Origin of the sequence: Rhizobium sp. RAF36 (genome assembly GCF_052114105.1) — a bacterium.
Taxonomy (GTDB): domain Bacteria; phylum Pseudomonadota; class Alphaproteobacteria; order Rhizobiales; family Rhizobiaceae; genus Rhizobium.
In genome coordinates this window covers 26,546-53,438 of record NZ_JBFREC010000004.1, presented here as the reverse complement: position 1 = coordinate 53,438, position 26,893 = coordinate 26,546, and the positions used below count along the sequence as shown (strand labels likewise).

Annotated in this window: 26 protein-coding genes; 9 read left to right on the top strand and 17 right to left on the bottom strand. The window is 60.6% G+C overall.

The genetic code is table 11. The features are described from left to right. Nucleotides 1–15: 15 nt before the first annotated feature. The 11 genes from AB4Z25_RS15575 to AB4Z25_RS15525 all read right to left on the bottom strand — a co-directional run bounded on the left by AB4Z25_RS15575 (nt 16) and on the right by AB4Z25_RS15525 (nt 9,785). Entirely contained in the window at nt 16–1,149 is a 1,134-nt protein-coding gene (locus AB4Z25_RS15575) for an ABC transporter ATP-binding protein (RefSeq protein ID WP_442208403.1), read from the bottom strand. An 85-nt stretch (nt 1,150–1,234) separates the two neighbouring features. Then, nucleotides 1,235–2,479: an ABC transporter substrate-binding protein gene (locus AB4Z25_RS15570; protein ID WP_405049557.1), complete on the bottom strand. Its 1,245-nt coding sequence runs from the start codon at nt 2,477–2,479 to the stop codon at nt 1,235–1,237. Between the two features lie 24 nt (nt 2,480–2,503). Beyond that, the gene (locus AB4Z25_RS15565) at nt 2,504–3,364 is read right to left on the bottom strand and encodes a carbohydrate ABC transporter permease (protein WP_112597407.1); all 861 of its coding nucleotides are present in this window, start codon (nt 3,362–3,364) and stop codon (nt 2,504–2,506) included. Then, complete coding sequence (locus tag AB4Z25_RS15560; protein WP_442208402.1) at nt 3,361–4,245, bottom strand: carbohydrate ABC transporter permease; 885 nt, start codon at nt 4,243–4,245, stop codon at nt 3,361–3,363. The genes AB4Z25_RS15565 and AB4Z25_RS15560 overlap by 4 nt, the downstream gene beginning before the upstream one ends. Before the next feature lie 12 nt (nt 4,246–4,257). After that, nucleotides 4,258–5,415: a Gfo/Idh/MocA family protein gene (locus AB4Z25_RS15555; protein ID WP_442208401.1), complete on the bottom strand. Its 1,158-nt coding sequence runs from the start codon at nt 5,413–5,415 to the stop codon at nt 4,258–4,260. A gap of 354 nt (nt 5,416–5,769) precedes the next feature. Further along, nucleotides 5,770–6,405 (bottom strand): hypothetical protein, encoded by a 636-nt coding sequence (locus AB4Z25_RS15550; RefSeq protein WP_442208400.1) that lies wholly within the window; start codon nt 6,403–6,405, stop codon nt 5,770–5,772. Between the two features lie 104 nt (nt 6,406–6,509). After that, entirely contained in the window at nt 6,510–6,740 is a 231-nt protein-coding gene (locus AB4Z25_RS15545; RefSeq protein WP_310290625.1) for a WGR domain-containing protein, read from the bottom strand. Between the two features lie 104 nt (nt 6,741–6,844). Beyond that, a complete protein-coding gene (locus AB4Z25_RS15540; RefSeq protein WP_442208399.1) occupies nt 6,845–7,531 on the bottom strand; it encodes an ABC transporter permease in 687 nt (228 codons plus the stop codon). Then, nucleotides 7,528–8,232 (bottom strand): ABC transporter permease, encoded by a 705-nt coding sequence (locus AB4Z25_RS15535; RefSeq protein ID WP_442208398.1) that lies wholly within the window; start codon nt 8,230–8,232, stop codon nt 7,528–7,530. Before AB4Z25_RS15535 ends, AB4Z25_RS15540 begins: the two co-directional genes overlap by 4 nt. Before the next feature lie 36 nt (nt 8,233–8,268). Beyond that, complete coding sequence (locus tag AB4Z25_RS15530; protein ID WP_442208397.1) at nt 8,269–9,042, bottom strand: lysine/arginine/ornithine ABC transporter substrate-binding protein; 774 nt, start codon at nt 9,040–9,042, stop codon at nt 8,269–8,271. A gap of 80 nt (nt 9,043–9,122) precedes the next feature. Further along, nucleotides 9,123–9,785, bottom strand: a complete 663-nt coding sequence (locus AB4Z25_RS15525; protein WP_112388810.1) for a helix-turn-helix transcriptional regulator — start codon at nt 9,783–9,785, stop codon at nt 9,123–9,125. 270 nt (nt 9,786–10,055) lie between these two features. Here AB4Z25_RS15525 and AB4Z25_RS15520 point away from each other — a divergent pair, with 270 nt between their 5' ends. From AB4Z25_RS15520 to AB4Z25_RS15490, 7 genes are read left to right on the top strand one after another with little or no spacing between them, the layout of a single operon-like run. Next, nucleotides 10,056–11,006: a threonine/serine dehydratase gene (locus tag AB4Z25_RS15520; RefSeq protein ID WP_112538306.1), complete on the top strand. Its 951-nt coding sequence runs from the start codon at nt 10,056–10,058 to the stop codon at nt 11,004–11,006. Beyond that, on the top strand, nt 11,003–11,956 hold the full coding sequence (locus AB4Z25_RS15515) for an ornithine cyclodeaminase family protein (protein ID WP_442208396.1): 954 nt from the start codon (nt 11,003–11,005) through the stop codon (nt 11,954–11,956). The genes AB4Z25_RS15520 and AB4Z25_RS15515 overlap by 4 nt, the downstream gene beginning before the upstream one ends. Before the next feature lie 46 nt (nt 11,957–12,002). Further along, nucleotides 12,003–13,160, top strand: a complete 1,158-nt coding sequence (locus AB4Z25_RS15510) for a M20 metallopeptidase family protein (protein ID WP_442208395.1) — start codon at nt 12,003–12,005, stop codon at nt 13,158–13,160. A 39-nt stretch (nt 13,161–13,199) separates the two neighbouring features. After that, the gene (locus tag AB4Z25_RS15505) at nt 13,200–14,324 is read left to right on the top strand and encodes a DUF2817 domain-containing protein (RefSeq protein WP_442208394.1); all 1,125 of its coding nucleotides are present in this window, start codon (nt 13,200–13,202) and stop codon (nt 14,322–14,324) included. Next, the gene (locus AB4Z25_RS15500) at nt 14,321–15,310 is read left to right on the top strand and encodes an ornithine cyclodeaminase family protein (protein WP_442208393.1); all 990 of its coding nucleotides are present in this window, start codon (nt 14,321–14,323) and stop codon (nt 15,308–15,310) included. The genes AB4Z25_RS15505 and AB4Z25_RS15500 overlap by 4 nt, the downstream gene beginning before the upstream one ends. Before the next feature lie 21 nt (nt 15,311–15,331). Beyond that, entirely contained in the window at nt 15,332–16,279 is a 948-nt protein-coding gene (locus AB4Z25_RS15495; protein WP_162698702.1) for a threonine/serine dehydratase, read from the top strand. A gap of 22 nt (nt 16,280–16,301) precedes the next feature. After that, nucleotides 16,302–17,180, top strand: coding sequence for a hypothetical protein (locus AB4Z25_RS15490; RefSeq protein ID WP_442208392.1), 879 nt, complete (start codon nt 16,302–16,304; stop codon nt 17,178–17,180). 32 nt (nt 17,181–17,212) lie between these two features. Here AB4Z25_RS15490 and AB4Z25_RS15485 read toward each other — a convergent pair whose 3' ends face one another. Further along, complete coding sequence (locus AB4Z25_RS15485) at nt 17,213–18,370, bottom strand: metallophosphoesterase (RefSeq protein WP_442208391.1); 1,158 nt, start codon at nt 18,368–18,370, stop codon at nt 17,213–17,215. A 157-nt stretch (nt 18,371–18,527) separates the two neighbouring features. Then, nucleotides 18,528–19,247 carry an SDR family oxidoreductase gene (locus AB4Z25_RS15480; RefSeq protein WP_442208390.1) on the bottom strand — a complete coding sequence of 240 codons (720 nt, stop codon included), beginning with the start codon at nt 19,245–19,247 and terminating at the stop codon, nt 18,528–18,530. A gap of 149 nt (nt 19,248–19,396) precedes the next feature. On the opposite strand from AB4Z25_RS15480, the gene AB4Z25_RS15475 reads away from it, so the two are divergent. Then, nucleotides 19,397–19,972 (top strand): TetR/AcrR family transcriptional regulator, encoded by a 576-nt coding sequence (locus AB4Z25_RS15475; protein WP_442208389.1) that lies wholly within the window; start codon nt 19,397–19,399, stop codon nt 19,970–19,972. Nucleotides 19,973–20,036: 64 nt separating this feature from the next. On the opposite strand, the gene AB4Z25_RS15470 is transcribed toward AB4Z25_RS15475, so the two are convergent. The 3 genes from AB4Z25_RS15470 to AB4Z25_RS15460 are packed head-to-tail and all read right to left on the bottom strand — an operon-like array spanning nt 20,037 to nt 23,241. Further along, a complete protein-coding gene (locus tag AB4Z25_RS15470) occupies nt 20,037–21,611 on the bottom strand; it encodes a DHA2 family efflux MFS transporter permease subunit (protein WP_442208388.1) in 1,575 nt (524 codons plus the stop codon). A gap of 13 nt (nt 21,612–21,624) precedes the next feature. Continuing rightward, nucleotides 21,625–22,713, bottom strand: coding sequence for an HlyD family secretion protein (locus tag AB4Z25_RS15465; protein WP_442208387.1), 1,089 nt, complete (start codon nt 22,711–22,713; stop codon nt 21,625–21,627). 15 nt (nt 22,714–22,728) lie between these two features. Continuing rightward, nucleotides 22,729–23,241, bottom strand: coding sequence for a winged helix-turn-helix transcriptional regulator (locus tag AB4Z25_RS15460; protein WP_442208386.1), 513 nt, complete (start codon nt 23,239–23,241; stop codon nt 22,729–22,731). Nucleotides 23,242–23,893: 652 nt separating this feature from the next. On the opposite strand from AB4Z25_RS15460, the gene AB4Z25_RS15455 reads away from it, so the two are divergent. After that, a complete protein-coding gene (locus tag AB4Z25_RS15455) occupies nt 23,894–25,015 on the top strand; it encodes an acyltransferase family protein (protein ID WP_442208385.1) in 1,122 nt (373 codons plus the stop codon). A gap of 523 nt (nt 25,016–25,538) precedes the next feature. On the opposite strand, the gene AB4Z25_RS15450 is transcribed toward AB4Z25_RS15455, so the two are convergent. Then, a complete protein-coding gene (locus tag AB4Z25_RS15450) occupies nt 25,539–26,804 on the bottom strand; it encodes a hypothetical protein (protein ID WP_442208384.1) in 1,266 nt (421 codons plus the stop codon). Between the last annotated feature and the right edge of the window lie 89 nt (nt 26,805–26,893).

Here is a 26,893-nt window from a genome sequence, read left to right as displayed (position 1 = left end):
GTCCAATTGCGATCCTCAGGCTGTCGCCGGAGACAGCAGGTTCATATCGATTTCGGTGAGTTCCACCCGGCGTTCGAAGGCGATACCGTCTTCGTCGAACAGATGGCAGTCCACAGCATTGATGCCAACAGTCACCGGGACATCGGCGCGGATGCCGACGCTGCCGGGCAGCATGGCGCAGAAATTTTCCGTTTCGCTGCCAAGCGCGGCATAGGCAACCGTATTGGCGCCCAGCCGCTCGATGACGCTCGGCGTCACCGTCAGCGAGATGTCGCCATTGGCAAGCTGCACATGCTCCGGCCGGATGCCAAGCGTCAGCGTCTTGCCTGCCATCCCGTCGCGCGGGGCGACCGGCAATGTCGCCGTCTGGCCGCGATAATCGACCGTCACGCCCGCATCGCTGACGGATTTGCAGGTGACCTGCAGGAAATTCATTTTCGGATTGCCGATAAAGCCGGCCACGAACTGGTTTGCCGGTTTGTGATAGAGCTCCAGCGGTGCGCCCGTCTGCGAGATATTGCCGGAATCGAGCACCACGATGCGGTCGGCCATGGTCATGGCTTCCACCTGGTCGTGGGTAACATAGATCATCGTCGCCTTCAGCTGCCGGTGCAGCTTGGCCAGCTCGATACGCATGTCGGCGCGCAATGCCGCGTCGAGGTTGGACAGTGGTTCGTCGAAGAGGAAGATTTTCGGTTCGCGAACGATCGCGCGGCCGATGGCGACGCGCTGGCGTTGTCCGCCCGAGAGCATGCCGGGCTTCTGCTGCAGGCGGGTTTCGAGGTGGAGGATGCGGGCAGCGTTTTCGACGCGCGCCTTGAGCTTTTCCTCTTCCATCTTCTCGACACGCAGCGGAAAGGCGATGTTTTCAAACACCGTCATATGCGGATAGAGCGCGTAGGACTGGAAGACCATGGCGATCCCGCGCTTGACGGGCGGCAGCTCGTTGACACGGACGCCGTCGATGACGATGTCGCCCTTGGTGGTGGCATCGAGACCGGCAATCATCCGCAATAGCGTAGACTTGCCGCAGCCTGACGGTCCGACGAAGACAACGAACTCGCCGTTCTTCACGTCGAGCTCGACGCCTTTCAGAACTTCGTAGTCGCCATAGAATTTTTGAACTTTATTGAGCTGAAGCTGTCCCAAAAATCTGTCTCCGGTCCCGGCCTGAACGCGCATGAGGTTGGTCGGTGAGGATCGCGGCCGAGTGACCGCGATCCTCTGTTACGGCTTACTTGAAGGCTTCGATTTCGCCGGCAGCCTTCTTCAGAGCGGCTTCCGGTTCGGCCTTACCTGTCACGACGGACTGAACCATCTCGATGATCGAGTTCTGGAAGCCCTTGTAGTCGGTGAAGAGCGGCTCGGGACCACCGAAGGCGATACCGTCGATGAACGGCTTCCACGACGGATCGGCCTTGACGAATTCGTCAACCTTCGCCGACGGACGCAGCGGGGTAAGGCCAGCGCCGCCCTGCAACTCGTATTCGCCCTGCGGGCCCGGTGAGGTGATGTACTTGGCGAATTCGGCGGCCTTTTCTTCGACGCCCGTGCCCTTAAAGACGGCCAGGCTGTCGGTGATCAGCAGCGTGCCTTCACCCTTGGCCGAAGGGCCGAGCGGAAGCGGCGCAACGCCCCAGTTGATCTTGGTGTCCTTTAGGCGGGCAGCAGCACCCGAACCTGCCTGGATCATGCCGACCTTGCCATCGAGGAAGATGGCGCGGATTTCGTTCTGCTCGTAGGCGGTTGCGCCTTCGACGGAATAGGGCGTGATGTCCTTGTAGGCCTGAAGAGCTGCGAGAACTTCCGGGCTGTCGATGACGATCTTGTCGCCGTCGATAACCTTGCCGTTGTTGGTGTAAACCCAATGCATGAACTGGTGCATCGTGTTGTCGAAGGTCTTCGCAGGCAGACCGTAACCGGCAATGCCGGTCTTTTCCTTGATCGCCTTGGCGTCGGCAATTTCTTCAGCCCAGGTCTTCGGCGGGGTTTCCGGGTCGAGACCGGCCTGCTTGAACAGGTCCTTGTTCCAGTAGAGGGCCTTGGTCGAGAAAGCGACCGGCACGCCCCACTGGTTGCCGTCGAAGGTAACGGTGTCGACGATGTTCGGATAGTAGCTCTTCTTCTCTTCGTCGGTCATCGGAACCGGAACGATGAGATCGTTCTGCGCGAATTCCTTCAGCGTGCGCGAGCCGACATAGGCCATGCCGACGGGCGTGCCGGCAGCAGCCAGCGTCGTTGCCTTGTCCTGGCACTGCTCCCAGCCGACGACTTCAGGCTTGACGGTCCAGCCCGGGTTCTTGCCTTCCCATTCCTTGATGTATTTTTCATGGATGGGGTCGATCTTGTCGCCGCAATAGATCCAGCTGATTTCCTGATCAGCGGCATGAGCGGTCATGGTACCAAGCGCGGTGGAGCCGAGCAGGGCAAGGGCCATGAGGCCTGTCTTGAATTGAATCGTCACTTTTTTAGCTCCCATTTTCTCTGGTGGTTTAGTTTTGTCTTACTGTTTCACCGCGCCCGCGGTCAGACCGCTGACGAGATACCGTTGAAGGAAGAAAATCACGATCATCGCCGGCGCGATGCCGACGAAACTTGCCGCCATCAGCTCGTTCCAGACGACTTCCTGGCGGCCGAAATAGGCAAACAGGCCAACCGGCAGAGGGGCGTATTCCGTCTTGGAGTTGAAGGTCAGGGCGTAGATGAATTGCTGGGCGTATGAACCGATGAAGGTGGTGATGGCAACGACGGTGATCCCGGGCATAGCAATCGGCAGGATGACCCGGCGCAGCGTATAGAAATGGCTGGCGCCATCGACGAAGGCCGCTTCATCGAGCTCTCTCGGGATGCGCATCATATAGGTGCGCAGCAGCCAGATCGCCGAGGGGATCAGGAAGGCAATGCCGGGAACCATGATGGCGAAATAGGTGTTCAGCAGCCCGAACGAACGCATCAGCCGGAAGAGCGGGATGAGCAGAACGGCCCCCGAGAACATGTTGACCGCCAGGAACGCGCCGAGCAGCAGTCCAGCGCCTCGGAATTCGAAGCGCGCGAAGGCATAGGAGGCCGGGACGACGAGGATCAGCACCACCGTCGTGACGATCGTCGAGATGAAGAAGGAGTTGAAGATGTAGCGCGCGAAGCCCGGTACGCTCACCCACATGGTCCGGTAGGCTTCGAACGAGCCGTTTTCGGGAATGAAGCGATAGGGGGACGAAAACAGCTGGCTGAGCGGCTTCAGCGAGACGAGGAAACCCTCGACGAAGGGAGCGAGAACGAAGGTGAGGAACACCAGGATACCGGCATAGATGCCGACGATCTCGTACCATTTGTAGCGGTTGATCAGCAGATGCGGCGTTCTCATCGCTTGTCTCCGGAAGAAAGACGGCTGGTGATGCGGAAGTAGCAGACGCAGAAGATCGACAGGAAGATGCAGATCAGCACGGCGCGGGCGGCGCCCTCGCCATATTTGTTGGAGCCGATCGCCGTCTTGTAGGTATCGATGATCATCGTCGTCGTCTCGCCGCTCGGGCCGCCGCGCGTCAGGATCCAGATGATGTCGAAGGAATTGAAGGTCGAGATCAGCGACAGCATCGACATGGTGATCATAGACGGCACGATCAGCGGCAGCGTGATGCGGCGGAAGCGATAGAAACGTCCGGCGCCGTCGGTCCAGGCCGCTTCGTAAAGATCCTGCGGGATCGCCTGCATGGCCGCCAGCATGTAGAGCGTCACCATCGGCACGCCGATCCAGACGTCGGTGATGATGGTCGCCCAGAAGGCCGTCGATCCCTCTGCAAGGAAGGCCACAGGGCCGGAGGCGAGCCCGAAGCGCTGCAGCATGCCGGAGATCATGCCGAATTGGCCGTTATACATCCAGCCCCACATGAAGATGCCGATCGCCATCGGAACGATCCAGGGCGGCATGGTCAGCACGCGAAACAGCGCGCGGCCGGGCACGGCGGAGTTCAGCATCGTGGCGCCGAAGACGCCGATGATCATCTTGATCGACACCGAGAAGAACGTCCAGATGAAGGTACGGATGATGACTTCGGCGAAGGTCGAGTTGAAGATCTTGCCGTAATTGACCCAGCCCACCCAATTGGTGGTCTTCTTCAGCGACGCGTCGGTGAATGACAGGATGAACGTGTCAAGCAGCGGATAGGCGACAATGACTGTCACATAAAGGACGGCCGGAAAGAGGAGGAGCCAGGCGAAGATGATTGTGCTGCGTTGAACACCCATCTCCAGCCCTCCTCAAGCCGCTCTTGCGTGAAGGGCTTCGTCGAAGCGGTCCCAGATGGGACGCAAGTCGACGATCGTCTTTTTCATTCGCGCCTCATCCATGGCGAGCGCCAGAATGCCGGCTTCCAATGCGTTCAGGGTCGAGACAGGCAACTCGAGGCCGGTCCGGACGCTCTCAAGGATATCGGCGGCCATCTGCTCGTCGGCGCCGTAATGTTGGGAGAGTTCGGTCGCGGCATATTTGGTCTCGAAGACCTTCTTGCCGGTCAACTGCTCGTGAACATCGAGATAGCCGCGCACGAAATCGCCTTCCGCCATACCGCGCGATCCCATGATCGCGAAGCGGCGAAACTGGTCGGGAACGTTGAGGTTGGTGTGGAAGTTCATGCCGACGCCATTGGCATACTCGACGATCGCCACCTGGTAATCGATAATATCGGCGTCGCTGTCGAACACCTTGTCGGATCCCATCCAGCCGCTTGGCTTGCGATGGAAGAGTTCGAGGTCGTTGATGCCCTCGCGGGCCGGATCGTTGGCGGGCGTGAAGCTCTTGCGGCCGCCGAAGCTGGCGACGCGCTCAGGCCGGGCGCCGACGACGCCATTATAGAGGTCGAGATCGTGGCAGCACTTTTCCAGCATGAAACTGCCGGAATAGCGCTCGTAGCGGCGCCAGTCGCGCATGAAGAAGGCGCCGTGATAGGGCTCGATATGCTCGGAGGCCTCGATGGAAACAATATGACCGAGCTTGCCTTCCGCCTGGACGGCGCGCAGGTCCTTGTAAAGCGGCGAGTATCGCAGAACGAGACCGACCATCAGCCGCTCATGACCGAACTTGGCCATCAGGTGAGCAAGCTCGATGCTCTCGGCGATCGTCGTGACGATCGGCTTTTCGCAGAAAACCTTGAGACCGGATTCAAGGCCGAGGCGGATGTGATCGAGATGCATGTGATTGGGAGAGCCGATCATCAAGAGATCGAGCTTTTCGGAAGCGAGGAGTTCCTGCGGCGTGCCATAGGCCTTGCCGACGGAGATGCCCTTTTCCTGCAACCCCGGAAGGCCCGCGGGTTCGGGATCGACATAGCCGACGATTTCGAAGCTGCTGTCGATTGCCGTGAAGACATGGCCGAGGTAGCCGAGCCGGAATCCCAGCCCTATGATTCCCACTTTCATCCCGATGACGTTCCCAATTTAGTAATTTATTTTCTTCAAGTTGGGACAAAAATCAGAGGCCGTCAACCGAAAACGGGCCTGAAAGCGCATTGATGAAATTTATTTTCATCATATACGATCTAGGCGCAGTTTTCGCGGTTCAAACGCAAGCGCGACTTGCGGCCGGTGGGGCGGCCGCTGCGCGATAAGTGAAACTGGTTTCTATTTCCGGCACCAGTTGCGCCCGAAAACAGTTTTCAGGGAAATGCCCGTTCAGTTCAGACTACGCCCGGGGGTGGCGTTCGGCAAGCCATGCCAGATAGCGGCCCTGGAAACGCTGCGATGGCGCGCTGCAGGGCTGACAGGTGGCTGCGATCACTCTCCGGCCGAACGTCCGGTCGCGAGTTCCAGCTTGCGCAGGCAGTCGTCGTTACCGGAGAAACGGAAGATGCCATAGACGGCAAGACCGAGATCCTCGCTGCCCGATATCGTCAGGCTGGCAGATTCAGCGTTGCCGAAACGCAGCGACAGATCGTTCCACTGGTCGAAGATCTGCCTGTCTTCGTTGATGATCGCGGCCTCGAACTGACTGTTGTCGCGCAGCTCACCGTCGTCGGCATGGTCGACGGTCTCGTCGGGTTTCCCAAGCTGGCGGCTCATCAGCTGGTAGGCCTTGGCGAACAAGGCGCGCGTCTTGCGGCCATCTTCGTCGCCGGCGATATAAGGCGAGACCGCCGAAATGTTGCAGATCCCGGTGCCCTTTACATAGGCAAGAATATACTCGTTGAAGAGACTGCTGGCTTCCGGGGCTGCCTTGCAGACATATTGCCCGGTCGCGTCCGCGGTGCTGCTGCCGCCATCGATCGCCTCGCAGCCAAGCGCCGAAGGACGCATGTCCTGCGCAATGCCGAAGGGCAGCATCGGTGGGGACGTGTCCTGCGGCGCGGACGATGCGGTGACGATTGCCGCCGCAAGCGCAATCGGAAGCATGCCGAAATCGAAAGCCATCATGTCCTCGTCAGCGATTCCGTTTCAGTCAATCGCATGACAAGCGCGCGATTGCCACCGTCAGCCAAACGCAGCTGTGGACAAGCACGTTCCTTCACGAACAGGCATCAGCCTGTAACATAGCCACGCTTGAGCTTGGCGCGGACGAGCCGGGTCATGCGCGAAGCGGCCTGCTCAGCCCCGGCGTAGAGATCGATCCGGCTGCGCCCTTTCGTGCCGAGGCGGCCCCAGCAGCGCAGGACGGCATGATCGCCGAACAGGCTTCGTTCGATCGATACGAGATAGAACCGGGCCATGTTCCGGGCCGGATCGCGGCGTGTGAGGAGGACGACATCCATACCCCCAGATTCGCATTCGCGCGGTGCCGGCGTCCAACGACGAATAGGAATCGGTCCGGCCGGATCGATTCATGTTGGTGATGAATACAGGCCCCGGGAAGCGTTCAGCGGGCGCCTTTCAGGCGGAAGCGGGCCTCGAGGTGGTTCCAGCTGCGCCTGAGAATCTCGACGATGACGATGTAGACGACCGCTGCGGCGACATAGAGCTGGAAGTCGTAGGTGCGTTGAAAGGCGAAGCGCGTGGCCCCGAGCAGGTCGTAGACGGTGACGACGCTCGCCACCGCGCTGCCTTTGAGGACGAGTACGACTTCGTTGCCGAAACCGCGCAGGCCATGACGCGCCGCCTGCGGCGCGACGATCATCAGCATCGCCAGCCACGGTTTCAGGGCAAGAGCCTTGGCGGCTTCCATCTGACCGCGCGGAACGGCAAGCACGGCGCCGCGGAAGATCTCGGATTGATAGGCTGCGGTGTTGAGACTGAAGGTCAGAAGCACGCAGAACTGCGGCTCGCGGAACAGCGGCCAAAGGCCGAGCGCCTGCAATTCCGGCCGGAATTGTCCCGAGCCATAATAGACCAGGAACACCTGGGCGAGCAGCGGCGTGCCGCGCACGGCATAGGAATAGGCATAGGCTGCAGCCCTCACCACCTTGGGACCAGACAAGCGTGCCCAGGTGAGGAGTGCGGCGAGGATCGCCCCGAGAGCAATGGAGATCACCGTCAGCTCGACGGTGATCAGCAGGCCCGAGAACAGCCGCCCGCCATATTGCTGGAAAACGTCGAGATCGATCATCGGGCGTGCCCCCAACCACGATTGGCATAGCGCTCGAGTGCCGAGAGCACGGTGCTGGAGATCATCGTCAGCAGCAGATAGATGCCGCAGGCGGCGGCGTAGAACAGAAAAGGCTGCTTGGTCTGGCCGGATGCCAGGTAGGCCTGACGCAGGATGTCATCGAGGGCGATGACCGAAACCAGCGATGTTTCCTTGAGAAGTGCCAGCCAGCAATTGCCGAGCCCGGGCAGGGCAGGGCGCAGAAGCTGCGGAAAGATCACCTTCAGGAACAGCGGAAAGGGCTTGAGACCGAGACTCAACCCGGCCTCGATCTGGCCGCGGTCGATGCCGCGCAGCGCGCCGAGCAGGATTTCGCTGGAATAGGCGGCGAAAACGGCGCCGAGCGCAATGACGCCGGCGATGAACGGGCTGAGTTCGAGATTGACGCTGTAGCCCATCCATTCGCCGATCCTCCGGATGGCGATGGAGGAGCCGTAATAGATCAGGAGAAGCGTCAGCAGTTCCGGCAGGCCGCGGAAAGCGGTGGTGAATGCCTCGCCAAATGCCCGCAGCGCTTTGCTGCGGGCATTCTTCATCAAGGCGAGTGCGAGCCCCAGCGCGAAACCGAAGGGCAGGGTCGTTAGCGCCAGCTCTACCGTCAGCAGAGTACCGGCGAGTAGCTGACCGCCCCAGCCATTCGCGCCAAATCCGAGAGTTTCCATATGCCTCTTCGTCTCCAGGGGCTCGGCAGAGCGGGCTTAGTAGATCGAGAAGGGGAAGTACTTCGCGTTGATCGTCTTATAGGTGCCGTCGGCGACGATCGCGGCCAGAGCCTTGTTCAGCTTGTCCTGCAGCTCCGGTTCGGCCTGGCGGATGCCGATGCCGACGCCGTCACCCAGATAGTGCGAGTCCTTGATGTCGTTGCCGGTCAGCTGGCAGCAATCGTTGCCCGACTTCTTGAACCACTCGGTCAGCGTGATCTTATCGGCCATGACGGCATCGACGCGGCCGGCGACGAGATCGAGAAGCGCTTCGTCAACGGTGCCATACTGGCGGACTTCGGCGTCCTTGTACTTGTCTTCGATCAGCGTCGAGAAGGTCGAGGAGGACTGCACGCCGAGCGTCTTGCCCTTCAGGTCGTCAGGCGTGTTGCCCGGCAGCGGCGCCGACTTCAGAACCGCCATCGCACCAGCCGTGTGGTAGTAGGGGTTGGTGAAGGCGATCTTCTTCTTGCGCTCGTCGGTGATCGACATCGAAGCGACGATCGCATCGTAGTGGTGGGCGAGAAGGCCAGGAATGATGCCGTCCCAATCCTGCGCGACGATCTTGCAATCGGCCTTCATGTTATCGCAGAGCGCCTTGGCGATATCGACGTCGAAACCGGCCAGCGTGCCATCGGCCTGCTTGAAGTTGAAGGGAGGATAGGCGCCTTCGGTGGCGATGGTCAGCGTGTCCTGGGCGCTGGCGGCGGTCGCCGAAAGCCCGAGAAGGCCGAATGCCGTCAGTGCTGCAGCTGCAATAGTCCTGTTCATCTCAGTTCCCTTTATCATTATGGTGGTTGCTTGCCGGAAACCGCCCTTGGAACGCTGATGCCGTTCCGCGCCGGGCGGCCTTAAATTTCCTCCAAGGATCCGTAGTTCTCGGAAGAATTGCTGCCGCTCTTTTTCTGCCTCAGGTCTTTCAGGTGCTTGTAGAGCGTCGCGCGCGACATCTTCAGCACCTCGGCGATGTAAGGCGTCGCGTTGCGGATCGAGAAAATGCCCTGGCGATCGAGAATGCCGACCAATTCGCTCAGATCGTCCTTGCTGAGGCCTGCCTCGGTCAGCCGCTTCTCGCGTAGATATGCGTCGATCGTGGCGCTGACGACCTCTTTCCAGTCGCTCTTGAAGAGCGCTGCCGGCGGATCCGACGGTGGCGAGAACTGAATGAGGTTGCGGATGAATTCGACGGCACCTTCGAAGGCGGAGATATCGAGGTTGACGCAGAGAAGTCCGACCGGCCGCTCGGCGTGATCGCGCAGCACTGCGGTGACGGAGCGAAGCTGGCGCCGATCCCAGTTGGTCTTGCGGTACGGCCCGATCACCGAGGAGTCGATCGAGATCGCCACATCGAGATCGGTCATCGACGAGTCGCCCGGCCGGCGCTTCGAAAAGGCGTTGGCGATATAGGCGATGTTGCCGGTTGCGAGGTCATGCAGAACCACTTCGGCATGCGGCTGCAGCAGCGTTGCGATCGCCTGGCAAACGGGGACGTAGGGTTTCAGAACTTCCTTCATAAGCAACAGTTACGGCTGATGAGACATTTTGTCAATTCAGACATATTGTCTCAAACGAGATCCGGGTATAGGAGATTGGAAGGGAGGAAATGGAGTGCGTAATAGAGGCATGGACCAGCATTTCAGCGCTGGTTTTATCGCTTCTCGTTCGCCGCCGAATTTCTCAAGCCGAGGTTGTGGATGCAGACGCAGTGTCTCCCGATGGATTTTCTGTCTAATCTTTTATCCGCCGAGACGATCCTGCGCTGGCCTTCAAGAATGGAGTTTTACATGAGCATTTCCGAGACCATCGAAGCGGCAGAGCGCCGTATCCGGCCATACGCACGGGAAACCCTGCTGGAGCCGTCACCGGTGTTTTCAAGCCGGGTGGGCCAGGAGGTTCTCCTCAAGCTTGAAAACCTGCAGCATACCGGATCCTTCAAGCTGCGCGGCGCGCTGAACAAGATCCTGGCGATGGGCAGCGAGGCGACGAAGACCAAGGTGGTCACGGCTTCATCCGGAAATCACGGCGCTGCCGTTGCCTACGCTTTGCGCGTCATCGGCGGCAAAGGTCTGGTGTTCGTCCCCGAGGGTGCATCGCCCTCGAAGGTCGCCAATATCCGGAACCTCGGCGCCGAGGTTGAATTCTTCGGTGACGACAGCATCGATACCGAAATCCACGCCCGCGCCTATGCTGCAGAGCATGGCTGCCTCTACGTTCCGCCTTACAACGACTATGAGGTCATGCGCGGCCAGGGCACCATCGGGGTCGAGCTGATGCGTCAGAGCCAGCCGATCGACAACCTCTTCATCTCCGTCGGCGGCGGCGGCCTGATCGGCGGCATTGCCGCCTATATCAAGGCCGTCTCGCCGAACACCCGTATCATCGGCTGCTCGCCTGCGGCATCCTGCGTGATGGCGCGCTCGGTCGAGGCCGGTTCGGTTCTCGATCTTCCGTCTGACGATACGCTTTCCGATGGCACGGCCGGTGGCCTCGAATCCGATACGATCACCTTCCCCTTCTGCCGCGATCTCGTCGATCACTGGATCGACGTTTCAGAAGAAGAGATCGCCGAGGCGATGCGTACCTTCATCGACGGCCACCACATGCTGCTCGAAGGTGCAGCTGGCGTTGCACTCGCGGGCCTTTGCAAGGCCGGTGCCGAATGGACCCGCGGCCGCTCGGTTGCCGTCATCTGCGGCGCGAATATCAGCCGCGATGTACTGAGGAGCGTAATTTGAGCGCGCCACGGCTGTTTTCTCCCGAGGAAATCAGAAAGCGCCTCGAGACGGTGGATCCCGTGCTTTGCGTTGAAGAGGCATTTCGCTCCTTTTCGCGCGGCGAAGCCGTCGTCCCGCCGCCGGGCGAGTTGATCTTCGACAACCCGCCGGGTGACGTGCATATCAAGTATGGCTATATCGGCGGTGGCGCGTTCTATGTCGTCAAGATCGCCTCCGGTTTCTACGAGAACCCGCGCCATGGTCTGCCGAGCAGCAACGGCGTGATGCTGGCCTTCGATCGTCAGACGGGCGCGCTTGCGGCTATTCTCGACGATCGCGGCCATCTGACGGATATCCGCACCGCTGCGGCAGGCGCCGTCGCGGCCAAGTATCTGGCCCCCGAAAACGTCGAGACGATCGGTGTCATCGGGACTGGTCTGCAGGCCGAGCTTCAGGTCAAATTCCTGCGATCCGTCAGGCCCTGCAAGAATATCCTCGTCTGGGGCCGTCGGGCGGAAGCTGCCGAAAGCTATGCCGAGCGGATGCGCAAGGACGGCTACACGGTCGCAGTCGCGTCGAGCGTCGAAGATGTGGCGGAACGCTGCCGGATCATCGTCACGACCACCGCAAGCCACGAGCCGCATCTCCATGGCGCCATGATCCGCCCGGGAACGCATGTGACCGCGATGGGCGCGGATACGCCCGACAAGCGCGAGCTGCATGCCGATATTTTCGCCGCTGCCGATCTGGTTGCGGTCGATAGCCGCGTCCAGGGCGCGCTGCGCGGTGACCTGAAGGGTGCGCTGGATGCCCGGACTGTCGAGCTCGACCGCATCAGCGAACTGGGTCAGATCATCGCCGGCACGGCGAAGGGGCGGTCCAGCGCCGGTCAGGTGACCGTTGCAGCACTCACCGGTCTGGCGGTGCAGGACGTGGCGATCGCATCGGCGGTTATCGCCGGAGATATCTGATGCCTGCCGCGCCGCGTGCGGTGTCCGTGTTCAACGAGGTGACGTCATGTTTCAGACGATAGTGGACGCCTTCCCCCAGCTGCGGGACATGCGCCGCACCATGCATGCGCATCCGGAGCTGTCGCTCGAGGAAGCGTGGACCGCAGCCTTTGTCGCGGAGCGTCTGCGCGAGCTCGGGATCGAGGTTCACACCGGGATCGGTGGCCACGGTGTTGTCGGCGTCATCCACGGATCGGCCCCTGGACCAGCCATTGCCTTGCGCGCCGATATGGATGCGCTGGCAATAGAGGAACAGAGCGGCCGTCCCTATGCGTCGGAGATTCCCGGCAAGATGCATGCTTGCGGCCATGACGGCCATGTGGCGATCCTGATCGGCGCGGCGATGCACCTTGCCCGCACGCGTCGTTTCCGTGGAACGGTCTATCTGTTTTTCCAGCCGGCCGAGGAGCGCTATGGCGGCGCCCAGCACATGATCGATGATGGGCTTCTCGCCCGCTTTCCGGCAAAGCGCGTCTTCGGCCTGCACAACTGGCCGGGCCTCAGGGCCGGCGCCATCGTCGTCCACGACGGGCCCGTCATGGCCGGCACCGGGGAATTCGAGGTCTCGTTCACGGCCGCCGGTGCGCATGCGGCCATGCCGCATCTGACCGGTGATCCGATCCTGGCCGGGTCGCATTTCGTCACCGGTGTACAGCAGATTGCCGCACGCGCCATCGATCCGCTCAGCGCCTCGGTCGTCACCATCGGTTCGTTTCAGGGTGGACACGCGCAGAATATCATTTCCAAGAAGTCAGTCCTCACGGGGACCTTCCGCGCCTTCGGTCTCGACGTGCTGGGGCTGATCCAGCGCCGCCTCGAAGAGATCGTCCGCTCAGCCGCGGCAATTGCCGGAACGGAGGGTGCGATCCGTTTCGACGATGGCCTGTGTCCGCCAGTGGTCAATACGCGGGCGGAAGCCAGGCTGATGCGCGATGCGGCCACCGAGCTTTTCGGCGAAAGCGAGGTCGAAACCCTGCCACCGACGATGGCGGGCGACGATTTCGGCGTGTTCCTGCAGCATCTGCCCGGCGCCTATATCTGGATCGGCAACGGCACCGCCGATGAAAGTGCCGGGCTGCATCTGCCGAACTACGACTTCAACGACGACATTCTCGTGCGTGGCGCGAGCCTGCTTGCCGCGACGGCGGAACGGGCGCTGGCGTGATGTCCGCTATGCCTGTGACGATATCAGGGAAATGCAGCCATGTATGATCGCAGCTTTCTGGAGGATTTTTCGGCGACCTTTCCCGCGGCGCGCCAGAAATTTCTCGATGCGTGCCGGGATGCGGCAATTCTCGAAACCTTTCCGCATTCGCTCAACGGTCCAGACGGCGAAGAGCTTGCAACCGATATCGCCTATTTCGGCCGTATCGATGCGCCATATCTGATCGTCTCGGTTTCGGGCACCCATGGTGTCGAGGGCTGGGCGGGTTCTGCCTGCCAGACGGGCTGGGCGCGCCGCGACCTGGCGCTGCCCGATGATGTCGCGATGCTGCATATCCATGCCATCAATCCCTGGGGCATGGCCTGGGACCGGCGCCAGCAGGAAGACAATGTCGACCTCAACCGCCACTATGTCGATTTCGACGGCGTTCCGGCCAATCCCGATTATTCGAAATTCTACGAGCATGTAATGTGCCCTGAGGATGATACCAGCCGGCGCAGCGCGGCCGATGCGGCGCTCGCCGCCTATCGCGAGAAGCGTGGCCGCCTGACCTCCGGCATGACCCTGCAGGGCGGCCAGTATTCTTTCCCGGATGCGCCATCCTATGGCGGGTCGGCACCAGTCTGGAGCCGCCGGATTGTCGATGAGATCTTCGCCCGCTATTGCGGCAAGGCCAGGCGCATCGCCGTCGTCGATATCCACACGGGCTACGGCCCCTATGGCTACGGCATTCCACTCTGGCACATGCCCGGCGGACCGCAGCTTGAGAAGGCGCGTACCCTTTTCGGCCCGACCATCGAGGCGCCGCTGGCCGGCGATCGTGCCCATGAGGAATTCATCCAGCACGGCCATTTCTACGGCTATTGCGAACGCCAGATCGCCAAGGCCGATGTCATCGCCATGTGCCTGGAATTCGGCGGCGAATGGCTGGCGGATGGACAGAGGGCGCGGCTGGAACGCAACGACGCGCTGCTGTGGCGCGATGGCGATCGTCTCTCGGCCGAAGCGCGCGCCACGCGCCGCCGCTGGCGCGATCTGCATTGCCCCGACAGCGACGACTGGCGCGAGATGGTCTGGTTCCGCGGCCGCCAGGTCTTCCGTGAAATGGTCGAGCGCATCCGGCTCGATGACGAAACCTCTATGCCCGAAATGAACCAAGCATGACATTACGCATCATCGACCAGCCCGTTGTTCGCCAACTCCTCACCATGCCCGTCTGCATCGATCTGATGGAACAGGCGATGCAGCAGACCGCCCAGGGTGAAACGCTGCAGCCGCCGCGCTGGATCATGCGTCTGCCCGGAGACCGCGGCCGGGGCTTCGGGCTGATGCCGGGGGCGATGAAGGAACCGGCGGGCTTCGGCGCCAAGCTGACGGCCGTCTATCCCGAGAACGGCGCCAAGGGCCTGCAGTCGCATCGCGGTATCATCGCGCTTTTCGACACGGAGACCGGCGCGCCGGTGGCGATCGTCCATGGCGGCGAGGTCACCGCCATCAGAACGGCAGCAGCCAGCGCGCTCGCAACGCGCCTGTTGGCACGCCCGGACGCCAGTGATCTGGCGATCCTTGGCTATGGCGAACAGGCGCTCCAGCATCTGAAGGCGATGGCGGCTGTCCGCACGCTCAGCCGCGTCCGTGTCTGGGGCCGCTCGCAGGAGCGCGCCGAACATTTTGTCCGTGAGGGCCGGGCGCTCGTCGATTGCGCCATCGAAGTTTCCCCATCCGTCGAAGCAGCTGTTTCCGGTGCAAGTCTGATCTGCACAGTGACGGGTGCGGCCGAACCTGTTCTTGCCGGCCGGATGATCAGCCCAGGTGCGCATCTCAACGTGGTCGGCTCAAGCGTTGCCGCGGCCCGCGAGATCGACGTCGATGCAGTTGCGCGCTCGCGCTTCTTCGTCGATTACAAACCCTCGACGCTGCTGCAGGGCGGAGAGTTTCTGGCCGCGAAACGCGAGGGCCGCGTCAGCGACGATCATATTCTCGGCGAGATCGGCGAGATCCTGATCGGCCGCAAGACCGGGCGCCAGACGGCCGATGAGATTACCATCTACAAGTCGCTCGGGATTCCCGCCGAGGATCTCGTCTGCGCGCATTTTCTCTACACGGCTGCCACCGAGCACGGGCTCGGCGCCAGCGTCGATTTTTCCTGAAACGGACGGAGATGGATCACCATGAGCCTGCTTGACGATATCGAACGCGCCCGGGCCGCCGTCCAGCCGCATATCCATCGCACGCCGCTTTGGCACTCCTCGACGCTTTCCAAGCTTGTCGGCGAGGACGTCTATCTGAAGGCGGAGCTTTTCCAGAAAACCGGCTCCTACAAGCCGCGCGGCATGATCTGGGCGCTGATGTCGCTCTCCGATGCCGAGCGGGCGGCCGGTGCCATCACCTTTTCGGCCGGCAACGCCGCGCAGGGGCTCGCCTACGCAGGAACGGCGCTCGGCGTGAAGACCGTCGTCGTCATGGCCGCGACCGCCAACCCGACCAAGGTGCAGGCGACCAAGGATTACGGCGCAGAGGTGATCCTGCACGGCACGCCGCAGGAAGCGGCCCAGTTCTGCCTCGATACAGCGCGGGAACGTGGCCTCACCTATATCTCCTCCTATGACGACGATGCGCTGATGACCGGCCATGCCTCGCTCGGCTGCGAGATCTTCGAGGATCTTCCTGACGTCGCGACGATCTTCCTCGGCATGGGCGGCGGCGGCATGGCAGGTGGGCTTGCCAAGGCGGCGATCGCCCACAGCCATTCCGTCTCGCTGTTCGGCATCGAGCCCGAGGGGGCGCCGGCGATGTACGAGAGCCTGAAGACGGGAAGCGCCGTGCGGCTGCCCGTCGTCAAGACGATTGCCGATGGCTTGGCCGCACCCAGCGCCGGCGTGAAGTGCTTCGAGCTTGTCCGCCAGCGCTTCGAGGATGTCTTGCTTGTTGACGACGAAGCGATCGTCGGCGCAATGAAGCTTCTGATGCAGCGTTGCAAGCTCACCCCCGAGCCCGCAGGAGCCGCGGCGCTGGCGGGTCTCCTTGCCAATCGCGAGCGGGTGCGCGGCAAGGGACCGGTCGTCTGCGTCGTTTCCGGCGGCAATGTCGATCTCGCGCTGCTCAAGCAGTGGCTTTGACCAATTTACCAAGGATAGCATTATGCGTTTTCAAACAGATGTCAGGGACAGCACACGGATCGGCTTTGCCAGCGGCGATGTGAGCGGCAGCGGCAAGGTGCTGTTTGCGGCTGCTGGACCCGACGGCAACACGCTCGTCATATGCGACGAGACGCCGGCTCATCCGGTGAGCTTCCGCTGGCCAGACCAGCCGGCCGATCGCGGCGTCATGATCACGGCCGGCGGACAGCGTCTGGAGATCACCGATGCCTGGACCGGCATGGCCAATGCCGAAACCGGCGAGCTCGTTCTCGGCGAAGACGCCCGGGCGCTCGGCCGCACCGGGGACGAATGGAAGAGCGTCGTCATCCATGTGATCACAGGTGATGCGCCTGCTGCTGGCGAGACCGTCAGCATCGAGGTCGATGCCGACCGCCGCCGCAAGCTCAGCCTGGCTCACACGGCAGCTCACCTCTCCGCCTTTGCGCTCAACCGCGCCGCCAAGAGCTATTGGACCAAGGAGGGCGCCGCGCTCGATACGCTCGGAAATCCCGATTTCGACAAGGAAGCGATCGTCAGCGCGCTGCTGTCGGAGCAGGCGTCGGTCGATACCTATCGCGTCGGCAAGACGCTGCGCAAAAAGGGCTTCGAACTCGACCGCTTCGTCGCCGACCTGCCGGCCGTCATCGAGGCAATCAACGGGACGCTGCGCGGCTGGCTTTCTGAGCCCACAGCCATCTCGCTGACGCCAGTTCCCTCGACGCTCGATACGCGGCGCCTCTGGGAATGCGCTCTCGATGGCAGGCAGGCGCAGATGTATTGCGCCGGAACCCACGTGGCGAGCCTGAAGGACATCGCCGCGATCACCGTGTCGATCGAGCCGGTGGATGGTGGCGTCGTCATGCACACGGCAGCACGCTGAGCGGATCTTAAAAAACCTGCAAGGCGGCGGCTTCAGCCGCCTTGCACAAGACGCAGCCGCGTGATTTCGGAAGGCGCAAAGAGCCTGATCGGCGGTCCCCAATAGCCGGTTCCCCGGCTGGTATAGACCCAGAGATCGCCGAGCTTTGCGAGCCCGTGAACGAAGGGCTGTTGCATCCGCACGAAAAACATCCACGGCAGAAACTGGCCGCCATGTGTGTGGCCGGAGAGCTGCAGGGTGAAACCCGCCTTCGAAGCCTCGGGGGCGCTACGCGGCTGATGGGCCAAAAGCAGCCGGAAGGACGCATCGTCCGGCGCGCCTTTGGCGGCCTTGGCCGGATCGCTCTGATGCCTCGGGTCGAAATGACCGCCGCCATAATCGGTTACACCGGCAATGACGGCCTGCGCGCCGCGGTGATCGATGACCACATGCTCGTTCATCAGCACCGTCAGCCCCAGCCGGCGAAACTCGCTGATCCACGGATCGGCGCCCGAATAATATTCATGATTGCCGGTGACGAAGAACGTGCCATGGGGAGCCGCCAGGTCCGCCAGCGGCTGCGTGTGCTTCTGCAGCTGCGGCACCGAGCCATCGACGGCGTCGCCCGTCACGGCGATGAGGTCAGGCTTCAGCGCGTTGACCGTCGCGACGATTTTTTCGACATAGCCGCGCTTGATCGTCGGGCCGATGTGAATGTCGCTGACCTGAACGATGGTGAAACCGTCAAGCGCCGCATCAAGTCCGGCGACCGGAACATCGACCGTTTTCACCGGCGCGCGGCGGCGTGCGAAATAGAGGCCGAGAAGGCTGAGAAGCAGCGCAAGCGCGGGCACGCCGAGTGCCGTGAACTCCGCAAAGGACGGGACGGGCGTACCCGCCCCCGATACCCATCCGGCGATGGCGAGTGCGGTCAGCGCGATGTCGCGCAGGACCGTGAGAACGAGCAGAGACGAGAAGAAGCCCATGGCGGAAAGACCGGCCCATGCCAGCAGATCGGACAGTGGCTGGCGGCTGATCATTCGAGCTGCCATGCCAAGCGGTATCAGGGTCACGGAAGCGGCAAGGGCGATGACCGCCAGCCACTTCAGCGCACCATCGACGGGTGCTGCGGGTATCAGCCGGATGCCGACATAGAGATGCATCAGAAGGCCGATGGCCATGACGCGGACGAAGAAGGCGGAAGGGCGCATGAAAAATCCGTCAGTGGAAGCCGGCCGCGATGATGCGAGAGCGGTGTGCCAGAGCAAATAGGAACTGTGGCACGCCAGTAAAAGAGGCCATGCTGCTCGGCCATCTCGGCGGCGCGCCTCTTGCGGAAGCGGCACGCCGTCGAACCCGCAGGCGCAATCAGCCGGCGGCGGCCATCGCGGCTTCCAGGCTGCGGCCGTCATTTGCCCACAGATGCTCGATCTGCAGGGCAGTTGGATCCGGGAAGATATAGGCATCGCCGTTTTCGATGCCGCGGACGATATTGACCGCGACATGCTCCGCCGTCGCCTTTTCGAGCGGGATATGCCGGGCGAGATCGGTATCGACGGGGCCGGGATAGATGCCGATGACATCGATGCCGGATGCTTTCAATGTGCCGCGCAAAGTCTGCGTCAGCGACTGCAGCGCGGCCTTCGAGGCCGAATATCCGCCGAGCGGCGGGGCGGAAACCAGGCCGACAATGCTGACGACATTGACGATCGTGCCGGAGCCGCGGGCGACGAAACCGGGCACGAAGGCGCGGATGACCCGCAGCGTTCCGTAATAATTGGTCTCCATGTCGCCGTTCAGTTCTTCATGCGTGCTGCTGATGAAATCGTTGAACGCCAGGCTCCCGGCATTGTTAAGCAGCACGTCGACATCGGGCGCGGCGGCAAGCGCCTGCTTGACCGAGGCATCGTCGGTCACATCAAGCTGCAGGGGCACGACGCGGGCATCGGCGAAATCGGGAAGCGACGCGACATTGCGGGCTGTGGCGTAGATCTTCTTGACGCCAGCGCCGAGCAATTCCTTGACGGTGGCTGCGCCGATGCCGCGGTTGGCGCCCGAAACCAGGACGGTCTTATCTCTCAGTGACATTTGTTTTCCTTCCAGGCCATCGCTGCGGCCATAGGTTCGAAAATTTAGTAAACAGATCTGTTTACATCATGAATGGATAAACAGATCTGTTTACCGTGTCAACGCAGTTTGCTAAAGCTGTCGTCAGACGCCCCGCGAGGAAACGAGACATGCCCGATGCTGCGCCGATCCCGGCCAAGAAGCGTGAGATACTGAAGCTGGCCTTCGACCGCTTTTACGATGGCGGGTTTCATGCCACCGGCATCGACACCGTCATGGCCGAGAGCGGCATCTCCAAGCGCACGCTTTACAAGTATTTCGCCTCGAAAGAGGACCTGATCGAAGCGGTGCTCGATTATTACGGCGAGGGCATCGCGGACGCTTATTTTGCCCCGGCAACGGCCACGGATGGCGATCCGCGCCAGCAGATCCTCGCCTGTTTCGACAGCCGGCGCATGCAGCTGGAGGCAGACCGCCGGGGCTGCCTGGGGATCAAGGCTTCGCAGGAATATGCCGGCAAGCATGAAGGCATCGCGGCGCGCGGCGAACGCCTCGGCCTCCATGTCGAGCAGCGCTTCATCGGCATGTGCGGGCGTCTCGGCGTGGCCGATCCCGAAAGTCTTGGAAAGCAGATCGCCATTCTCTTCCAGGGCGCATTGCTGATGTCGCAGGTGTGCCGCAATCCCGTGCCTTTCGCTTCCGCCAAGGCGGCGGTCGAGACGCTGCTGCAAAGCGCAAAGCGTTGAACTGATCGCCTGCGGCGCGGTTTCGTGCACCAAGTGAACGACGGTCCTTCTGACGGCTTCCCTCTCAGTGACCGCCGCCCGGTTGCGGGCTCTTCGGTGGCGTGACATTGCGTAATAGCGGCACCAGCGCCGTGGCGATGACGAAGGCGGCCATGATCACCCGGAAGGCATCGGCATAGGCCATGGTCGAGGCCTCGCGGTAGGCGAGCCTGAACAACTGCTTCAGGGCGGCCGTCTGCCCGTCGTTGATGCTTCCGGCGATCTCTGAATAGCGCCGCGCAACGCCGCCCGTCAGCCGCTCCATCGCACCATTCGCAGGCGTCAGGTTGGAGGCGATGGCGTTGAAATGCATGTTGGTGCGGTTGTTGAGGATTGCCGCGCTGACGGCAATGCCGACGGCGCCGCCGAGATTGCGCATCATGTTGAATAGACCGCTGGCATATTTCAGCCGTTCGGGCGGCAGACTGCCGAGGCCGAGCGTCACGGCGGGTGCGACAGCAAAGACCTGCGGAAAGCCGCGGAACACCTGCGGCCAGAAAAGCTGGTCGCCGCCCCAGTCATGGGTGATGGCGCTGAAGCCCCACATCGAGATACCGAAGGAGGCAAGCCCGAACATCATCAGCCAGCGGATATCGTAGCGCTTGGCGAGCATGATGTAGAAGGGGACGCCGAGCATCGATGCGGCCCCGGTGGAAAAGACGGCAAGTCCGGTCTCCCAGGCATTGAAGCCGCGGACATAGCCGAGAAACAGCGGCGTCAGGTAGATGGTCGAAAATATGCCTATCCCTGTCACGAAGGAAAGCAGACAGCCGATGGCGAAGTTGCGGTTTCCGAAGGCGCGCAGATCGACGACCGGCTTCGAATAGGTCAGGCTGCGGATGAAGAACAGCAGACTGGAGATGGCCGCGATCGTCGCGGTCGTGCGGATCGTCTGGTCGTCGAACCAGTTGGCGCGCGTGCCCTCTTCCAGCGTATATTCCAGTGTCCCGAGTGCCACCGCCATCAGCAGGATGCCGGGATAGTCGGCCTCCTTGAGAAGCTTGATATCGGGCTCGTCGATCTTCACCAGGATGGCGACGAGTACGGCGATCAGGGCGCCGGGCACAACGTTGATGTAAAACAGCCAGTGCCAGTTCCAGGTATCGGTAATCCATCCGCCGATAACCGGGCCGAGCGTCGGCGCGACCGAGGCGATGGTGCCGACGACCGCTGCCGCATAGACGCGCCGCGGTCCCTGAAAATAGTGGAAGGAAGAGGTAAAGACGGTCGGGATCATCGAGGCACCGAGCAGACCCTGCAGGGCGCGAAAGACGATCATGCTGTCGATGTTCCAGGCAAGGCCGCAGAGCATGCTGGTCAAAGTGAAACCGGCGGCGGATGCCGTGAACAGCCAGCGCGTCGAAAACACCCGGGTCAGCCATCCCGACAGCGGGATGACGATGATTTCGGCGATCAGATAGGCGGTCTGTACCCAGCTGATCTCATCCTGCGAGGCCGACAGGCCGCCGCCGATATCCTGCAGCGAGGAGGCGACGATCTGGATGTCGAGCAGCGCGATGAACATGCCGAAGCACATCACCACGAAGGGCAGCAGACTGCGAACCCAGCTTGGCTGGGCAGGCGTGACGGGGGCTGTCATGGTCTATTCCTGATCAGGGACGGGTGTCGACGGTCACGGTTGTCGAGAGGCCGGGCCGCAGCGCCTGATCCTTGACGGCGGTGTCATCGAGCGCCACACGGACGGGCACGCGCTGGACGATCTTGGTGAAATTGCCGGTAGCGTTTTCAGGCGGAATGACGCTGAAGGTGGCGCCGGTAGCCGGTGCGATGCTGCTGATCTTGCCGGTCAGATCGTGGCCGGGATAGATATCGGCGACCACGGTCACCTTCTGTCCAGGCTTGATGACGGCGAGCTGATCTTCCTTGAAGTTCGCGTCGATCCACAGTCCCTTTTCAGGAATGACGCTCAGGAGATAGCTGCCATCGGACACGAAGGCGCCGATCTGGGCTGCCCGGTTGCCGACATAGCCATCAACGGGCGAGCGGACCTCCGTGTAGCCGAGATTGAGCCGCGCCGTCTCGGCATCGAGCCTGGCGCCATCAAGCGCCGATTGCGCCTGGGCGATCTGCGTGTTCAGAACCTGTATCTGCTGTCGCGCCGCCGTGAGGCCCGCGTCGGAGGCGGCGACTGCGGCCTTCGCCTGCGTATCGGCCAGAACCGCCTTCTGGGCGTTCTGCTCTGTTCCCGTGCTCTGGGTCGCCAGATTGCGATAGCGCACCGCGTCGATTTCCGTGAAATCGGATGCCGCCTTCTTGGCAGCAAGGTCGGCTTCCGCCTGTTTCACCAGCGAGGCCTGAAGCTCCGACTGGGCGTGAAGATTGTCGAGGCTCGCCTGTTGCTCGCGCACCGCCGCCTCTGCACGATCGACTGCCGTCTTGAATGTGCGGCTGTCGAGACGCACCAGCAACTGACCTGCCGTCACCCGCTGATTGTCATCAACCAGAACAGCCTCGACATGGCCGGAAACCCGCGGCGAGAGCGCCGTGGTATTGCCGCCGATATAGGCGTCATCAGTGGTCTCGAGATAGCGGCCGGTCTGCGACCAGTAATAACCGTACCATCCGGCGCCGCCGGCGATGGCAGTGAGCGCCAGGATGCCGAGCGGGCGCTTGAGGCTTCTCTTCGGCTTCAGGGAAATGGCTCCCTGGGTCAGTTCGGATTCAGTCACGACCTTATTCATGGCCATGCTCCAGTCTTACTGTTCTTGGGTGGAAATGGGAGGCTGTTCGATCAGCGCCGTGCCAGGCGCTTCGGTGCGCAAGGGATAGCGCAGCCGCAACGTCTCGCCGGCGGCAGGACCCGCCGCGACGTCGTATTGCGGCTTAGCGAGCGGGTTTCCGGTCTCGCGGTCAACGAGCACCGGATCGGCCCAGACACCGCTTTCCTTGTCGACGATGACAAGGCTCGGCCCTTCAGGTGCGAAATGCCGATTGCTCCAGGCGATCATCGACCAGATGACCGGCCGGAAATCCTCGCCGCAGGCCGTCAGCACATATTCGAAGCGTTGGGGCCGCTCCTGGTAAGCGCGTCGCTCAAGCATCCCTGCCTTCACCAAATTGTCGAGGCGCCGGGTAAGGGTTGCGGTGGCGATACCAAGGCTTTTCTGAAAATCGTCGAACCGCGTCACGCCACGCATTGCATCACGGAGGATCAGAATGCTCCACCATTCGCCGACGCGATCCAGACTACGGGCGACGGGACACTGCATGGATTTAAAGCTCTTATTCTGCACCGCGGCACCTAGTAACTTTCATCATGAAAGTTACGATACGCTGACTGATTGCACTTTGCAAGTTGTTTGGTGAGGGAAGGGGAACTCGACGTCGCGCGTCCAGCGACACCCAGTTGAGGTGGGCAACGCTGCGCGAAGAGATCCCCAGCAGGCAGGGAGGATGCAGATTGGGTAACCGCCGTGATCGGCATGAAAGAACACGACCGGTTGGCCCCTGATCCGAACGCCGACGAATCGGAAGCTAGCGGGCGCGCGATTGTGACACCGCAGTTGGCGCGGCTGATTGGTTTGGAACTGTGCCGAGGGAGATGACGGGGAGGGAAAGACCTCGCGCGTAGGGACACTTTAGCTTATGCCGGATCTTTGACCTGAAGCTTCGGCCCACTAGAAGTTTAAATACAGGATAGTATGTAAGCGGTTTCAGTCTGCAAAATCGCTTTGCCGTAGCATTTCTGGCAATCCTTGGGGTCGCCCACTTCTAACGCGGACTTCCAATCCCGCTGTACAGTGATTAGAAATAAGCTCGTCCTACATTCACTTCTGGCTGCTGAATCCAGATGTTGCGGAAACCAATAATTGGTGTGAAAACGTCCGTCGGCTCTCCGAGCGAAAAGGGCAGTTACAAAACATGATCGAGAAGTCTTCCAGCGCGACGTTCCTGCCGTGTCTGCATCTCATTCGCGGGATTTGCGCCATCGGGGTGGCCTGCTATCACTTTTCGGCATGGCGATATGACTTCGTTGTAGGAAGCGTGGGAACGTTCGGGGTTTACACGTTCTTTACCCTGTCAGCCGTAGTGCTCCTTCATCGACACCAGTCAGATTTCTCTGCCGGCATAGACCGAAGCACACTGATTGCGTTTTATCGGCTGAGAATCGCGAGAGTGATGCCACTGCTGGCGTTGGTCGCCATTTTCGGGATGGTCTTCGTGTACTTCCAGCAAGGAGCGCCATTCTCCTACACTTGGAGGAAGACGTTTTTGACCGCGTCGGGGTTGATGGCATTACACATGCCGGGAATCATATCCACGACGACCGGGGCTTGGTCACTTGGGATCGAGCTCGCGTTCTATGCGGTTTTCCCCATGCTCGTTTTACTTTTAAATGACGCTAAGCCCCGTGCGCTCGCGCTTATTACGGCGTTGTTCCTCGTTGCTCAGCACGCGCTCCTCAGGTCCCTTCCTGCAAGCGATACGCCTGAGTTTTGGGGCGAGTACATTATGCCTTTGACCTTTGCCCCTTTCTTCGCCTTTGGCTTCCTGATCTACTCGCTGCCACGTCGATCGAGCGCACGAGACCTGCTCCTGTCTCTGGCTTGCCTGACCACTCTTTTCAGCTTCTCTTTAATTAGCTCGCATAATGTCTTCAGTCCCGGAGCAATATACCTGTTACTGACAGGCCTTTCCGTTGCTTCTGTCTACTTTGCGCTGAACGCTCGAATACCTACGGCATTGTCCGGAGCGAGCCAATTCCTGGGAGATATCAGCTACGCACTCTATCTGACTCATTGGATAGCCTACGAATTCATCAGGAACAGGGACGTTGGGCTTTTTGCATTTCCTGTTTTCGCTGCCATTGCAATGACGACTGCCGTCCTTGCTTGGAAGTTCGTGGAGGGGCCGTCTCGTCGCTGGCTAACCTCTGCACGGAAATCTCCTAACTACGCCGTCGCTTCTAGGAACACCAGCGACTCCGTTTTGGCTGGCGAGAGTACTGCTGCGAGAGATAGCCTCAACGTTTCAAAGAATTGACCTTCGCTGTGGATGGAAGCGGATATCCCAAATCCCTCTGAACATCGCGGGCAGTGGTCTGAACCCTTCAAACTGGATGATTCGTTGGGTCAATCTGTTTGCCGAGGTGAGAATCCGCAGAGCAAGTCTTCTTGGTGGCGTGGGCCTATGTAACTCAACCAAAAGATGAATGGTTATACTCGGATTTGGTCCGTCTGAATATCGATTCATTTGGCAGTTCAGCCGAGCCAATAACCGGATGGAGTGCTCCCCGTTTCACCGGACGATGTCGCCGTCAAGACAATGTCAAAAGTGTCCCTAAGGTTTTTCACGTGTAAGAAGCTTGACGACTACATCACCTCACTGAGTACAGATTGGAATGCTGGTCGGATCCCCGACAACCTTGATGGCAAAACCACATCGGCGACTAGGCCGTGCGGTTCTATGGGGCTCTGCAGCGATGCAATATTCTGGAAGATTACAAGCCCGCTGGATCTCAAAATATTGGGCAACTAGTCTGGAACTGGTACCTTTTGCCAGCAGCTCAATTCTTTAGGTCATCGACGACCGCGTCGGTTACGCAGGACGGGATAGCCATGCCAACAAAAAGCCAGAAGAGCTGCGCCCCTGCAAAATTCGCTGCAAGAGAAATAGAGAACAACGCAACCAGTAGCGCAAGCTCTTGAAGACCGAAAGACCGCCCTAACCAAGTCAGCCCCCGTCGCGTTGGCCTGCTAGTGCACGCGACTAGAAATAAGACGGCCAAGCATACGAGAAATCCGGTTCGCACCTGATATATCAAGGTGAATATCGATAACCGATCTTGGGAATAGACGTCAATTAGCTGCGGTATAAGATGGTTCGTCAACTCCCTGGACCCAACGATACTTTCAATCCAAACAAGAAAAGCCATCAGTTGGGCCTCATGTTGGGGAGCGACAGTCACACCAATATCGATAACTCGTGTCATCACGCTTACGACAAATGTCTGAGGGTTGAACATGAATATGGATGTCAATCCTGGGAAGAGCGCGACGTAGGCAATGAGAAGGCCCGTGAACATGAACGAGAAACGCAGTGCTTCTGAACGCTGGCGCCAGTCACCTTTACCAATAGTCAGCAGCGCGATCAGAACCGTTCCAAGATACACCGCTTTCGCAAGTGTTATGACTGCCACGGCTCCAAGAGCAGCGTCCAGCCAAAAAGGCCGCTGATCATCATTGGCAAGAGTCAGCGCCATGGTAACGAGGACAATCAGGCAGGCGAAGGGATTGGAATGAAACAATCCCACTGGACGTCCCTGAACGTGCTGTGCCAACAGGTCCTGCGCCGACACAAGGAATGTCGGGAACGGCGTAAGTGGTATTTCCGACCCGCCGGCAGTGTTGAGGTACTGAACCCATTCTCCAACGCCGAGCACCTGCAGAAGCATCACAACACCGCTGATAAGCGTTAAGGCCTGAAAAGTTGTTGTAAGGCTCTTGCGATAAAATTTGGAAGTCAACGCACCCGCGAACAGGAATAAGATGCACAGCAAGTGGATGTACAGTTGCCTTGCACCAAGCAAAGCTCCAGCCAAAAAAGATAGAACGAGAGCTGCCACAAAGACTACACTGGCCCGTGAACTTACTACGGCGAAACTCACCGCAAGACAAATAGATGCGAGGTGGCATCCTCTGCCTGCCAGCACGAGCCATTCGCTGGTCTGTGCCGTCAAAACGTTGGCTGATATAGCAGTGACGATGAAAACTGGAACCAGTGTTTGAACTAGGTCAGCTCTGTTGTGAGCCCACGTTCCCAGATAAGCCATTAAAACGTCTCCCCACTGGCAAACCTATCCCATAGGTAGCCCCACGATCCCCAGTAAGCGATCTATGAATGTCGAAATGCATTCATATA

Excerpts from the sequence above, each read along its gene's own strand:
- AB4Z25_RS15570 (WP_405049557.1), bottom strand. The coding sequence starts at position 2,479 with ATGGGAGCTAAAAAAGTGACGATTCAATTCAAGACAGGCCTCATGGCC.
- AB4Z25_RS15565 (WP_112597407.1), bottom strand. The coding sequence starts at position 3,364 with ATGAGAACGCCGCATCTGCTGATCAACCGCTACAAATGGTACGAGATC.
- AB4Z25_RS15560 (WP_442208402.1), bottom strand. The coding sequence starts at position 4,245 with ATGGGTGTTCAACGCAGCACAATCATCTTCGCCTGGCTCCTCCTCTTT.
- AB4Z25_RS15555 (WP_442208401.1), bottom strand. The coding sequence starts at position 5,415 with ATGAAAGTGGGAATCATAGGGCTGGGATTCCGGCTCGGCTACCTCGGC.
- AB4Z25_RS15550 (WP_442208400.1), bottom strand. The coding sequence starts at position 6,405 with ATGATGGCTTTCGATTTCGGCATGCTTCCGATTGCGCTTGCGGCGGCA.
- AB4Z25_RS15545 (WP_310290625.1), bottom strand. The coding sequence starts at position 6,740 with ATGGATGTCGTCCTCCTCACACGCCGCGATCCGGCCCGGAACATGGCC.
- AB4Z25_RS15540 (WP_442208399.1), bottom strand. The coding sequence starts at position 7,531 with ATGATCGATCTCGACGTTTTCCAGCAATATGGCGGGCGGCTGTTCTCG.
- AB4Z25_RS15535 (WP_442208398.1), bottom strand. The coding sequence starts at position 8,232 with ATGGAAACTCTCGGATTTGGCGCGAATGGCTGGGGCGGTCAGCTACTC.
- AB4Z25_RS15530 (WP_442208397.1), bottom strand. The coding sequence starts at position 9,042 with ATGAACAGGACTATTGCAGCTGCAGCACTGACGGCATTCGGCCTTCTC.
- AB4Z25_RS15525 (WP_112388810.1), bottom strand. The coding sequence starts at position 9,785 with ATGAAGGAAGTTCTGAAACCCTACGTCCCCGTTTGCCAGGCGATCGCA.
- AB4Z25_RS15520 (WP_112538306.1), top strand. The coding sequence starts at position 10,056 with ATGAGCATTTCCGAGACCATCGAAGCGGCAGAGCGCCGTATCCGGCCA.
- AB4Z25_RS15510 (WP_442208395.1), top strand. The coding sequence starts at position 12,003 with ATGTTTCAGACGATAGTGGACGCCTTCCCCCAGCTGCGGGACATGCGC.
- AB4Z25_RS15505 (WP_442208394.1), top strand. The coding sequence starts at position 13,200 with ATGTATGATCGCAGCTTTCTGGAGGATTTTTCGGCGACCTTTCCCGCG.
- AB4Z25_RS15500 (WP_442208393.1), top strand. The coding sequence starts at position 14,321 with ATGACATTACGCATCATCGACCAGCCCGTTGTTCGCCAACTCCTCACC.
- AB4Z25_RS15495 (WP_162698702.1), top strand. The coding sequence starts at position 15,332 with ATGAGCCTGCTTGACGATATCGAACGCGCCCGGGCCGCCGTCCAGCCG.
- AB4Z25_RS15490 (WP_442208392.1), top strand. The coding sequence starts at position 16,302 with ATGCGTTTTCAAACAGATGTCAGGGACAGCACACGGATCGGCTTTGCC.
- AB4Z25_RS15485 (WP_442208391.1), bottom strand. The coding sequence starts at position 18,370 with ATGCGCCCTTCCGCCTTCTTCGTCCGCGTCATGGCCATCGGCCTTCTG.
- AB4Z25_RS15480 (WP_442208390.1), bottom strand. The coding sequence starts at position 19,247 with ATGTCACTGAGAGATAAGACCGTCCTGGTTTCGGGCGCCAACCGCGGC.
- AB4Z25_RS15475 (WP_442208389.1), top strand. The coding sequence starts at position 19,397 with ATGCCCGATGCTGCGCCGATCCCGGCCAAGAAGCGTGAGATACTGAAG.
- AB4Z25_RS15470 (WP_442208388.1), bottom strand. The coding sequence starts at position 21,611 with ATGACAGCCCCCGTCACGCCTGCCCAGCCAAGCTGGGTTCGCAGTCTG.
- AB4Z25_RS15465 (WP_442208387.1), bottom strand. The coding sequence starts at position 22,713 with ATGAATAAGGTCGTGACTGAATCCGAACTGACCCAGGGAGCCATTTCC.
- AB4Z25_RS15460 (WP_442208386.1), bottom strand. The coding sequence starts at position 23,241 with ATGCAGTGTCCCGTCGCCCGTAGTCTGGATCGCGTCGGCGAATGGTGG.
- AB4Z25_RS15455 (WP_442208385.1), top strand. The coding sequence starts at position 23,894 with ATGATCGAGAAGTCTTCCAGCGCGACGTTCCTGCCGTGTCTGCATCTC.
- AB4Z25_RS15450 (WP_442208384.1), bottom strand. The coding sequence starts at position 26,804 with ATGGCTTATCTGGGAACGTGGGCTCACAACAGAGCTGACCTAGTTCAA.